The organism is Halomonas sp. H2 (assembly GCF_050215315.1).
Lineage (GTDB): Bacteria > Pseudomonadota > Gammaproteobacteria > Pseudomonadales > Halomonadaceae > Vreelandella.
Genome location: NZ_CP189760.1, coordinates 2,820,122 through 2,831,479, shown reverse-complemented (window position 1 = coordinate 2,831,479; position 11,358 = coordinate 2,820,122). Strand labels below are relative to the sequence as shown.

At 52.7% G+C, this 11,358-nt stretch carries 10 protein-coding genes; 2 read left to right on the top strand and 8 right to left on the bottom strand.

All coding sequences use genetic code 11. The annotated features are described in order from the left end of the window. Positions 1 to 726: a 3'-5' exonuclease gene (locus tag ACQE2I_RS13155; RefSeq protein WP_427028519.1), complete on the top strand. Its 726-nt coding sequence runs from the start codon at positions 1 to 3 to the stop codon at positions 724 to 726. Between the two features lie 115 nt (positions 727 to 841). Here ACQE2I_RS13155 and ACQE2I_RS13150 read toward each other — a convergent pair whose 3' ends face one another. From ACQE2I_RS13150 to ACQE2I_RS13130, 5 genes are all read right to left on the bottom strand, one after another. Next, entirely contained in the window at positions 842 to 2,479 is a 1,638-nt protein-coding gene (locus ACQE2I_RS13150) for a BCCT family transporter (protein WP_427028518.1), read from the bottom strand. 40 nt (positions 2,480 to 2,519) lie between these two features. Further along, the gene (locus ACQE2I_RS13145) at positions 2,520 to 2,942 is read right to left on the bottom strand and encodes a universal stress protein (protein WP_133729912.1); all 423 of its coding nucleotides are present in this window, start codon (positions 2,940 to 2,942) and stop codon (positions 2,520 to 2,522) included. A 155-nt stretch (positions 2,943 to 3,097) separates the two neighbouring features. Next, on the bottom strand, positions 3,098 to 3,973 hold the full coding sequence (locus ACQE2I_RS13140; protein ID WP_427028517.1) for a glycine betaine ABC transporter substrate-binding protein: 876 nt from the start codon (positions 3,971 to 3,973) through the stop codon (positions 3,098 to 3,100). A gap of 121 nt (positions 3,974 to 4,094) precedes the next feature. Further along, a complete protein-coding gene (locus ACQE2I_RS13135) occupies positions 4,095 to 4,925 on the bottom strand; it encodes an ABC transporter permease (RefSeq protein ID WP_427028516.1) in 831 nt (276 codons plus the stop codon). Then, positions 4,925 to 6,127, bottom strand: coding sequence for a quaternary amine ABC transporter ATP-binding protein (locus ACQE2I_RS13130; RefSeq protein ID WP_427028515.1), 1,203 nt, complete (start codon positions 6,125 to 6,127; stop codon positions 4,925 to 4,927). The genes ACQE2I_RS13135 and ACQE2I_RS13130 overlap by 1 nt, the downstream gene beginning before the upstream one ends. Positions 6,128 to 6,554: 427 nt before the next feature. On the opposite strand from ACQE2I_RS13130, the gene ACQE2I_RS13125 reads away from it, so the two are divergent. After that, positions 6,555 to 7,049, top strand: a complete 495-nt coding sequence (locus tag ACQE2I_RS13125; protein WP_427028514.1) for a hypothetical protein — start codon at positions 6,555 to 6,557, stop codon at positions 7,047 to 7,049. 158 nt (positions 7,050 to 7,207) lie between these two features. Here ACQE2I_RS13125 and ACQE2I_RS13120 read toward each other — a convergent pair whose 3' ends face one another. Genes ACQE2I_RS13120 through ACQE2I_RS13110 form a run of 3 tightly spaced genes read right to left on the bottom strand, consistent with a single transcriptional unit; the run spans position 7,208 to position 11,285 of the window. Further along, positions 7,208 to 8,608, bottom strand: a complete 1,401-nt coding sequence (locus ACQE2I_RS13120) for a sigma-54-dependent transcriptional regulator (protein ID WP_427028513.1) — start codon at positions 8,606 to 8,608, stop codon at positions 7,208 to 7,210. An 11-nt stretch (positions 8,609 to 8,619) separates the two neighbouring features. Next, positions 8,620 to 10,065, bottom strand: coding sequence for an ATP-binding protein (locus ACQE2I_RS13115; protein ID WP_427028512.1), 1,446 nt, complete (start codon positions 10,063 to 10,065; stop codon positions 8,620 to 8,622). A 38-nt stretch (positions 10,066 to 10,103) separates the two neighbouring features. After that, positions 10,104 to 11,285, bottom strand: coding sequence for a PQQ-dependent sugar dehydrogenase (locus ACQE2I_RS13110; RefSeq protein ID WP_427028511.1), 1,182 nt, complete (start codon positions 11,283 to 11,285; stop codon positions 10,104 to 10,106). Positions 11,286 to 11,358: the final 73 nt, after the last annotated feature.

The window sequence follows — 11,358 nt, the reverse complement described above, 5'->3', positions numbered from 1 at the left end:
ATGTATGGTATACGCCCACGTAACAAAATCATCCAGGCCGACTGGGCGGGCTATATGGCTCAACGGGCGCAGCAGGCGAACACCCCGGCTATTCAGCAGTTTTTTGGCACGCCGTTGCCTGACCCAGAAACGCCTATTTCTGAGGTGCCCATGGTGGCGCTGGATATGGAGACTACGGGGCTTGATGAGCACCGTCACGCTATTGTCAGCATCGGCGTCGTGCCATTTACGTTACACCGTATCAAACTGGCCGAGCGCCGTTACTGGGTAGTCAATCCTTCGCGACCGCTTGATGAAGCCTCGATTGCCTATCATCACATTACCCACTCGGAGATTGCCCAGGCGCCAGATTTAGAGGCGATCCTGGACGAGCTGCTGGTGCAGTTGGCTGGGCGTTTGGTGGTAGTGCATTTTCGTAATATAGAGAGACCGTTCTTGGACGCGGCGGTCAAAGCCCGCCGAGGGGAAGGGGTGCTGTTTCCAATGATTGATACCATGTCGCTGGAAGCAAGGCTGCATCGACAAACCTTGTGGGCGCGCTTTCGTCGCTGGTTGGGTCGCCCGCCGGTTTCGATACGCCTGCACGCCAGTCGAGAGCGCTATGGCTTACCTGCGTATCAGGGGCACCATGCCCTGATAGACGCGCTGGCAACCGCGGAATTACTGCAAGCACAAATTGCTACCCACTACCGACCCGATACGCCACTGAAAGACATTTGGTGTTGAAGGTCATCTGACGTTGAAGCGCATAAAAACGGGCAACCCATTGGGTTGCCCGTTTGCTTGTTACTAGCTTTAAAAACAGTATCAGTTTAAAGCCGGGTGTCGGTTTAAAGCATGGCTAGGCTGCTTTTGGCTCGCTCATCAACCCTTTGATGATCGCATAACATGCTACCAGCAAAATAATCGTGAACGGGAAGCCGGTTGATACCGCCATGGTTTGCAGGGCGGTTAAACCGCCACCCAGCAGCAGCGCAATTGCAATCGCGCCTTCAATGATCGCCCAGAACACACGTTGTGGCGTCGGTGCATCTACCTTGCCGCCCGCGGTGATGGAATCAATGACCAGCGAGCCGGAGTCAGAAGAGGTCACGAAGAACACGACCACCAGCACAATGGCAACGAAGGAGGTGATTTGTGAGAGCGGTAGCTGCTCCAGCATTACGAAGAGCTGCAGATCGACACCGGCATCACGTACCGCTTCAATGCCCTGGCTCACATACTGATCAATCGCCGTGCCGCCAAAGGTAGTCATCCACAGTACGGATACTGTGGATGGCACCAGCATTACCGAGACCAGAAACTCACGCACGGTACGGCCACGAGAAACACGGGCGATAAACATACCAACGTACGGAGACCAGGAGATCCACCAGGCCCAGTAGAAGGCCGTCCAGCCTTGGCTGAAGTTAGCGTCTTCACGACCAAACGGATTCGATAGCGCCGGCAGGTGAACCACATAGTTCCACAGGTTTTCAAAGAAGCCGGTGGCAATCAGCAGGGTAGGGCCCACTGCAATCACGAAGAAGAGGAGTATCGCAGCAAGGACGATATTGATCTTGGAGAGCAGCTGTACGCCCTTATCAACACCCGCAACAATTGAGCCGATGGCGATGATCGTAATACCCACGATCAATAAGATCATGGTGATATCACTTTCCGGCGCGCCAAACAGGTAAGTAAGGCCCGCTGCGGCCTGTGTAGCACCTAACCCCAGTGATGTCGCCAAACCGAATAGCGTGGCGAAAACGGCTAGAATATCAATAATGTGACCCGGCCAGCCCCAAACGCGTTCACCCAGAATTGGATAGAACACAGAGCGCATGGAGAGCGGCAGGCCCTTATTGAACGAGAACAGTGCCAGCGAAAGTGCGACAACCGCGTAAATCGCCCATGGGTGCAGGCCCCAATGGAAGATAGTGGCCGCCATGCCTAGCGCTGCTGCACCTGCGGCATCGCCCTCGGCACCACTAAGCGGTGCCCAACTGCCACCGTCAAAGGAGGTGCCAAAGTGGGTCAGCGGCTCGTTAACGCCGAAGAACATCAGGCCAATGCCCATGCCCGCAGCAAATAGCATCGAAAACCAACCCATATAGGTAAAGTCGGGTTTGGCATCGGCACCACCAATGCGGATTTTACCTAGCGGGGAGAAGATCAGGCCAATACATAAAATGACGAATATATTCGCCGCTAAAATAAAGAACCAACTTAGATTTCCGGTCAAGAAACCGAAAATAGCATCATAAATAGGCGCAATCGTATCTTGCAGCGCCAGGGTTAGCACCACAAACAGCAGCACGACAATTGCTGAAATGCTAAATACCTTGCCGTGTAGGTCAAGATTGAGGCCCATAGCATTCGTGGTGATATTGTCTTGGCCGATAACATAATCGGTATCGATCAGGTTAGCCGGGCCATCTGGGGCGGGTATACCCTCAGAGACCGGCTCATCAGGCTCATTTTTCGGTGTTTTGTCCATAAGTTTACTCCCTTAATTATTTTAAAAACGAAAGGCGGTTTTATTGAGCCAGACGAATTAAGAAGACAGAGGCGTTAGTGTGAGTTGCTACTTTGCCACCATGCGAAGGCATGACAATATCCAAATGCCGCGGCAGATGAGTTGCCATCATTACTAAGTCAGCCCCTACTTCGTCAATAGCTTTCTCAAGTAGTGTGTCGATATTCGCCATAGGGTCTGTTGAGCTGTATACCTTGCTACTTACCGGTTGACCATGAACCTTATGTCGCTCTTGCGCAAAAGCCTCGAGCTTTTGCTCATACTCCTGGGGAGTGCGGGCGACGCTTGTGGGTGTATTGGCCGTGACGCTGACATAGGTGATATGGGCGTCATATTGTTTGGCAAGGTCGGCTACAACGCTTAACGCGGGTTCCAGTGTTTCAAGGTGGGCAAGGTCTACCGGCACCATAATGTTATTAAACATGCCAAGCTCCCGAAATGACCTGTCACACTATCAAACTGCTTATAGTAGTGTGCTCATAACAATAGGTTGTACAAACTTAAACGGCTGGGCTGGGGCTTACGAAAGCCCCAGCCCAACCATCACTAACAAATACAATTTACCTAATCAAAATGGCATTAGCTATCGAGCCACTCTGCAACCACGTCCTGGTTATCTTCAACCCACTGCTTCGCATTCTCATAGGGGTCACTGCCATCTTCCTGGTTCATGAGCATCACTTCGCCCATCTGCTCAGGCGTCCACTCGAAAGCGTCGAGAATGGCGTAGGCTTCGGGCATGTCATCTTCCAGGTCTTGACGTACTACGGTATGGATCTGCTCCGCACCGCCATAGACGTTTTCAGGGTCGTCTAGGTATTTAAGATCAAAGCGGGCAAACATCCAGTGAGGCGTCCAGCTAGTAACAACGATATCTTCTTCGTTATTGATCGCACTCGCCAGCGCCGCTGTCATGGTAGCGCCGCTACCGCTGCGCAGGTCTAGATCAAGGTCATAGCTATCCACAACCTCTTCGGACAACGCCATTAGGCCTGCGCCGGGGTCAATGCCGATGATCTCGCCATTAAACTTATCGGCGTTATCGTTAAGGTCGGCAATGGAGTCAATGTCGGTGTACTCCGGTACGACCAAGCCTAGCTTGGTGCCGTCCAGGTTCACGCCAAGATCTTCCGTGTTTTCGCCAACGCGTTCCATATAATCGGCGTGAGTGGTCGGCAGCCAAGCAGCAACGATGGCATCCGCATCGCCAGTCGAGAGCGCTTGGAACATGGCAGCCGCTGAGAGCGACGTTAGATCAACCTCATAGCCTGCTTGCTCAAGTACCGCGGCAATCACGTTAGTGGAGGCCACTTCGGAAGACCACTCAACGTAGGCCAGGTTAACTGTGCCTTTCTCTTCTTCGGCTTGCGCCGCACTGCTGACGGCAACCCCCGCGCCTGCTAACAGCGCCAGTGAAGCAAGACGGATACGGAGGTTCAATGTGCGATGTTTCATTCACTTTCTCCCTTGGGTATAAATTTTAATGTGGTACATGCTTGTTGCTCAATACAGCATGGATAGCCAGAAGCGACTTAGCAAGCGCGTGGCTCAACGCAGTCGCTTCGGCTGGTTTGCTTTATTTGCGAGTTTTGCGCAGCGATTGCGTTAAACGATCCAGCAGCATGGCCAAGATAACCACCGCAATACCTGCTTCAAAGCCATCGCCCGGGCGCAAGCGTTGAATCGCGCGCCACACTTCACTGCCCAAACCATCGGCGCCAATCATGGCGGCAATGACCACCATGGAGAGGGCGAGCATAATCGTCTGATTGATGCCCGCCATTACCGTGGGCAACGAGAGCGGTAACTGCACTTTAAAGAGTTTTTGACCACGCGTGGCGCCATAGGCATCGGCGGCTTCAATTAGCTCTACCGGCACCTGGCGGATGCCCAGCGTGGTAAAACGAATAGCGGGCGGCATTGAGAAGATCACCGTGGCAAAAATAGCCGAGACCGAGCCAATGCCGAAAAACGGAATAGCCGGAATCAAATAGACAAACGCGGGCATGGTCTGCATAAAGTCCAGAAGCGGCATAATCACCCGATAAAGTCGTTCGGATAACGCTGCCGCAATGCCCACGGGCAGGGCAATAACCACCGCCACCAGGGTGGCAAACACTACTAGCGTGAGTGTCTCAATCATCGGGAACCAAAGACCCAAATTCCAAATCAGCGCTAAGCCAGCGGCGGCGCCAATGGCTAAGCGCACACCCCCGAGCTTCCAGCAGAGTAGGGCGATCAGCGCCAGCAGCGCCCACTCGGGTAGCCACATTAAGCTGTCGTTTAAGACATCAATGCCGGTTTGGGTGAAGCGCGAGATACCTCGCGTTACCACTGAATACTCGCTGGTCAACCAAGTCAGGCCGCTTTCAATCCAATCACCTAGCGGGATGCGTGGAATATCCATTATTGCTCTCCTGCTCGTGCCAGTTCGTCGAGTACTGCGCCTTTTACCACCACGCCGAGCAGTTGGTCTTGCTGATCAGTTACGGCGATGGGGAAACTCTTTTCACTAAACATGGCAAACAGGTTATGCAGCGGCTCATCGATCGGGACTTTGCGGAAATCTTGAGTTAAATAGGGCGAGATTGAGCTAGCACCCTCTTCAATAGCACGGCTGGCCGCGTCGACTTCAAGCAGCCCGAGTAGGCGGCGGTCACGATCAATCACATAAATAGAGTCGAGGCTGTGGTCACGCATGCGGTGCAGTGCGGTGCGCGGTCCATCGCTTTCGCGGGCGGTTGAGCGTAGTGGGCGCATGGCGCTCTCAGCGGTCAAAATCCGTGCCCGGTCAACGCCTTCAATAAAGCGCCGCACGTAGTCATCCGCTGGCTGGGTGAGAATTTCTTCCGGCGTGCCAATTTGCACCACTTCACCATCTTTTAGCAGCACGATGCGGTCGCCAATATTGAGCGCTTCATCCAAATCGTGGGTGATAAAGACCGTGGTCTTTTGCATTTTGGACTGCAGTTGCAAAAGCTCTTGCTGCATATCTTTGCGAATCAGCGGGTCGAGTGCGGAGAAGGCTTCATCCATTAGCAGTACGGTGGCATCGTTAGCGAGCGCGCGGGCTAAACCAACCCGCTGCTGCATGCCGCCAGAAAGCTGGTTAGGGTAAGCGTCTTCCCAGCCCTCTAAGCCGACCTGCTTTAGCGAGTCGTGCGCAATCTTGTAACGCTCGGCTTTCTCAACACCACGAATTTCAAGGCCGAACTCGGCATTTTTTTGCACGGTACGGTGAGGAAATAGAGCAAAGTTCTGGAACACCATCGAGAAGTGGCGGCGGCGACACTCCAGCAACGCTTTCTCTTTTAGCGTGGGAATATTTTCGCCGTCGATGACGATCTCACCTTCGGTGGTTTCAATCAGACGGTTGAGGCAGCGAATCAAGGTCGATTTACCCGATCCTGACAGCCCCATAATCACCAGCAGCTCGCCCTCATAAACATCAAATGAGATGTTGGAAAGGCCTAATGTCTGGCCCGTTTTCTCCAACACTTCGGGGCGTTTCATGCCTTGATTACGCAGTTCAATGGCTTTCTGTGGGTGCTTGCCAAAAACTTTGCTTAAGCCGCGCACTTTAATTTTGACGGGTCGTGTTTCGTCCATCGGCGATGCCTTTTTCAGTAAAAACGTGCTGAACTGAATGGACTTGTGCTGTCACTGTTTATATCGCACTAGGTGATAATCAATAGCAGCGACACAACGCCATTCATAAAGAAATAAGAGATTTAGGTGATCAATTTATTAATAATTATTATACATAGGTGGGGCGTGTGTGTCACAACGGCCCGTTAAACGCGGCAATTAACGCTCATGTGCCATTTTTTACCCACTTAAATTCACAGTGTCATTGAATAGTGGGATTTTCTTTTTGATTTTAAGTATATGATTAAAATAGTTTTTTTTATATTTTATGTGCATTTGGCACAATAAGTGAATGATAGGGGTGATGGTTAAACAAGCAAATCATTATTTATGTACAAGGCTGGTTATCGAATAGCTGTTTTAAATGTTAGTAATGGAGGTGGGTATTATGGATAAGCAACTTGAGCACATTGAGAGCAAGCAAATTGCTAAGCGCCCACGCTGGTTAACGCTGTGCATGATGGCAACGGCAGCGAGTGTCATTGTATTAGCAGGCTGTGGAGACAACGAAGAATCGGCTTCCCCAGCTGAAGAGACAGCCCCCTTAGAGCAGGACGCTACTAACGGTCAAGAATCTAGCCTAGAGCAAGAACCTGCCATGGAACAAGATCCTGGGCTTGGCGAAGCTCAAGGCTCAGAAGACTCCATGACCCAAAGTGCCGGTGCTGAAGCTGAAGCGCCTGTGTCTGAAAGTGATATGCCTGAAGACATCATGGATGAACCCGCTTCTGGGACCATGAACCCTGATGAAGACGAAGCAGGCTTCGGTGAAGGCACTGACCCAATGCCAGGTGAGAGTGAAGATACAGGCGTAGAAGAAACCAATTCTGCTGAAGATGAAACCAATTCTGCTGAAGATAATGAGACAAGCAGTAACCAGTAATTTATTTGAGTAATTTGTAAGTGTACCGCTCCCTACGATGGTAAATCGTCTCAGCTGTCTGTTCCCTGCGGCTACTCCACACGGTTTATCATCCTTTCACCCCCGCGTCCGCGGGGGTTTTTTTGCCCACTATTTAGCGCTTTTATATAATTAGCCGCTTACTCCTCGTTATCTTCTAAACGGCGATACAGCGTTCTACGAGCAATGCCCAACACTTCCGCTGTGCGCCGTTTGTTACCCCCGGTCGCTTCCAGCACTTTGTTGATATAACGCTTTTCGACTTCTTCCAGGCTAGGCCAACGAATGGGTGGTGGCGTGGGCATTTGGCTGCCTGCCAGCAATTCGCCTCTTAACGTAGTTGCCAGTGGCGAGCCACCCTCTATGGTTGACTGCTCGCGCAGGCGTTCGGGTAAATCCTTGTGGCTAAGCGAGCCATCTTCACTCAAGGTGACCGCGCGCATAATGGCATTCTCCAATTCGCGGACATTGCCTGGGTAGGCGTAGTTGAGTAAATTGTTGAGTGCTTCAGGCTCAATTTGCTCTATCTGTTTACCCTGCGCCTCTGAGTGTTTGTCGATAAGCGCAAACACCAAGTGTTCAATATCGGTACCGCGTTCGCGCAAAGGAGGAATACGTAGCGAGAAGGTTTCTAGGCGATAAAAAAGATCGCTGCGGAAATTTTCTTGCTCAATCTCTTTTTCCAAGTTGCGGTGTGTCGCGGCAATAATACGCACATCCACCGGCTCTTCGCGCTCGCCACCCACTGGCCGTACGGTCTTCTCCTGCAAAGCCCGTAGCAACTTCGCCTGCAGGTTAATCGGCATTTCACCAATTTCATCTAAAAATAGGCTGCCGCCTTGGGCGCTGTGGAATAGCCCTTTGCGTGCTTCATTAGCCCCGGTAAAAGCGCCCTTTACGTGACCGAAGAACTCGCTCTCCATCAAATCTGTGGGAATACTGGCACAGTTTACCGGCACAAATGGCTGCTCGTGGCGCGGGCTTTCCTGATGGATTGCGCGGGCAAGTAGCTCTTTACCGGTACCACTTTCACCCAGAATCAGAATCGGCGCATCGCTTTTAGCGAGGCGAGAGGCGTCGTGAAAGAGTGCCTGCATTATATGGCTTTTGCCCACAATGCCGTGGAAGTGGCTGATCTCAGCGTCGTAAGAAACGGCTAAGCGCTGCCGCTCCAAAACGCGAAACACCGCATCGCGAATGGCATCAAGGTCGAGTGGTTTGGTTAAAAAGTCGTCAGCGCCAAGTTTAAGCGCCTCGACCGCCTGATCAATCGTGCCAAACGCGGTAATCACAATAATGCCGGGTTCGTTGCCTGCTTGGCGTAACTGCTGCAGAAGCTGAATACCGGTCATTCCGGGCAAGCGCACGTCGGTAATCACCAGCGAGACGGTGGTGTGGCTAAGTAGGGCGATCGCCTCTTCAGCGCTAGGTACGCCGAGCGTTGTGTAGCCTGCATCCTGCAGTTCTTCTTCTAGCAACTCACGTATAGCGGCGTCATCTTCAACCACCAACAAAGGTAAAAGGGGTTCCTGTTGGGTCACAAACGTTGTCCTCACGCGGATGCGGTTTCACTAATAGGTAGCGTAATCTCAAAGCCAGCACCGCCAAGGGCGCTGTCAAACACGCCGATCGTACCGCCGTGGTCGTTAATAATGCGATGTACCATAGAGAGTCCCAAACCGCTGCCTTGGCCGACCGGTTTGGTGGTGAAAAATGGGTCGAACACTTTATGGTGATGGGCGGTGGGAATCCCCGGGCCATCGTCTTCCACCCACAGTGTCAACTCATGATCTTGTTGTTGGGCGCGCAACCGTATGCAGCTTACTTCAGGGGCCTGTGCTGCATTGCGCAGCAAATTGGTTAGCACCTGCACAATTTGTTGGCCATTGGCTAGTAAATTGGGTGTCGGCGCCGGTAATTCAATGTCTAAACGAATATTGCGTGGTTCTAGTTCTTCTTCAACTAAATCGCTGGCACTTATGATAAGCCTATCGAGGGCCTGTTCGTCTTTCTCTACGTTATGTTGTCGGCCTAATTCCATCAGTTGGCGGACAATTTCGACGATGCGCTCCACCTCGCCACGAATGCGCCCCAGCCGGGCGCGCTCGTCGTCGCCGATGACATCGCGACGAGCCAGGCGCTGCGCTTGGCCGTTAATCACCGTGAGCGGCGCGCCTATCTCATGGGCTACCCCCGCAGCGAGTACGCCCAATTCAGCGAGTTTTTTCGATTTGCGCAGGCGCTTTTCAAGCTCAATTTCACGTCGCTGCCGATCCTCAATCTCGCTATCTTTTTCTGCCATCGCATCCAGCATGCCATTCAAACCTGAGGCGAGGCGGCGGTATTCGGTGGGGCCATCTTCGGCGGCGCGCTGGCTGCGGTCGCCATCCTCTACCAGTAGCATTACGTGGAGTAGGCGATTAAGCGGGCGCTCAATATGGCGCCGAAACCCCCACCAAATACTAAACACAATGCCGGCCGCACCGATCACAAATACCAACACGGCCACAACACTGATAAAACCCGTGTAGTTCTCAATGCCAGTATTCAGCCGGTTAACCTGCAGTACGCCATACACCGTGCCATCTTGTGAGCGCAGCGGCGTCAACGCCGAGTAGTAATTCCACCCATCGTGCTGGCGATAATTGCTGTATAAGTCATCGCGTTCAATAACCTGCTGAATCTCTTCGCGGCTGAAAATATCTTGGCCAAGACCCAGGCCATAAATATCGCGCCCTTGGGTATCAAATACGTAGGCACCGTAAATACGATGGAAAGAGAACGCTGACTGTAGAGCTTCTTCAAGCGGCGTGCTGCTATCAGGGGTCACCGCGTAGCTCAGTGAAGAGCTTAGCGTGCGAGTAATGATTTCTACTTCGGTTTGCAGTTTCGAGCGTACGTTATCTTCGAGCGACTTAATCGCCACCAAGCTAAATACCACCAGGATGACAAACAGCGGCACAATCACCGTTAAAATAATTAAATTGCGTAGTCGCATGCTGCATCCATAGTGGTGTTAATACAGACGTTTATCGGTTAATTAAGGGTTACAGTTGGTTGCAGGCGATAAAGGCCACCTTGCGGGTCATCCGTGAGCAAGTAGATAGCATCGTCAGGGCCTTGGCGAACATCGCGAATGCGACCTACGTTGCCCTCTAGAATCAGTTCCTCTTCAGCTACACTGCCGTCAGCTAAGCGTAGGCGCAGTAGTTTCTCGCTGCCTAGCCCGCCAGCCAATAAGTTACCTTGCCACTCTCCAAAGGCGTCGCTGGTCACTTCAGCAAGACCCGCGGGGGCAAAGCGGCCTTCGAAAACGTACACCGGGTCGATCATGCCGGGCAGCGTATCTTGGCCAATCGGCTCATTGGTCGCGTAGTCATTGCCTTGGCTTGCTTCTGGCCAGCCATAATTATTGCCCGCTTGGATGTGATTAAGTTCGTCACCGGTACGCGGGCCGTGCTCTGACGCCCAGGCTTCGCCGTTACTTAGCACGGCCATACCCTGAATATTACGATTACCCATGGAGTAGATTTCATCCAGGGTAGTGCCATCTCCGACGAAGGGGTTGTCGTCTGGAACGCCGCCCGTGGCGGTAAAGCGCAACGTTGAGCCCGCATGGTCATCGCTTGCTTGGGCGCGGGGCGGCTCGCTACCGCGGTCGCCGATGCTCATCAGCAGCGTGCCATCGGGCAGCCATGCTAGCCGCGAACCATAGTGACGACCAGGCCTGGAGGCGCGATCCTGCTCAAATAAATGTTCCACCTCGCCTAACGCGTCGCCCTGCCATTTTACCCGCGATAGCGCCGAACGGCTGTTGTTGCCATCAGGCTTACTCCAGGTGAAATAAATCCAGTCGCTGTCACCATCGCCCGTCCCAAAATCAGGGTGCAGCGCTAGATCTAACAGGCCGCCTTGGCCCTGATTATTCACCTCCGGCATGCCTTCCAGCGTCGTTGCTTCACCGCTATCAGGGGCGATGAGCTTCAACTGCCCGCTACGCTCACTCACCAGGTAGCGGCCATCGGGTAAAAAGGCCACTGCCCAGGGGTGTTCCAAACCGTCAGCGACACGTTCTATTGAGAGCGTTAGATGGTCGGTTTCAAGGGCTTCCTCAATAACTTCCGCGTTCGCAGTGCTGATGGCGCTAGCCAACACTAGCCCGCCAAGAACGGGCGTCAGCCAGGGAGAGGTAGGCTTGCCAGTATGCATATGAATCATCGTGTGCCCTCTCATAGTGTCAATGCAGGTCAACGTTAATGCAGGTCAATTTTGTGGGTAGTTTAGCAGTGAC

Coding starts and splice junctions, on each gene's coding strand:
- ACQE2I_RS13155 (WP_427028519.1), top strand. CDS start 1: ATGTATGGTATACGCCCACGTAACAAAATCATCCAGGCCGACTGGGCG.
- ACQE2I_RS13150 (WP_427028518.1), bottom strand. CDS start 2,479: ATGGACAAAACACCGAAAAATGAGCCTGATGAGCCGGTCTCTGAGGGT.
- ACQE2I_RS13145 (WP_133729912.1), bottom strand. CDS start 2,942: ATGTTTAATAACATTATGGTGCCGGTAGACCTTGCCCACCTTGAAACA.
- ACQE2I_RS13140 (WP_427028517.1), bottom strand. CDS start 3,973: ATGAAACATCGCACATTGAACCTCCGTATCCGTCTTGCTTCACTGGCG.
- ACQE2I_RS13135 (WP_427028516.1), bottom strand. CDS start 4,925: ATGGATATTCCACGCATCCCGCTAGGTGATTGGATTGAAAGCGGCCTG.
- ACQE2I_RS13130 (WP_427028515.1), bottom strand. CDS start 6,127: ATGGACGAAACACGACCCGTCAAAATTAAAGTGCGCGGCTTAAGCAAA.
- ACQE2I_RS13125 (WP_427028514.1), top strand. CDS start 6,555: ATGGATAAGCAACTTGAGCACATTGAGAGCAAGCAAATTGCTAAGCGC.
- ACQE2I_RS13115 (WP_427028512.1), bottom strand. CDS start 10,065: ATGCGACTACGCAATTTAATTATTTTAACGGTGATTGTGCCGCTGTTT.
- ACQE2I_RS13110 (WP_427028511.1), bottom strand. CDS start 11,285: ATGATTCATATGCATACTGGCAAGCCTACCTCTCCCTGGCTGACGCCC.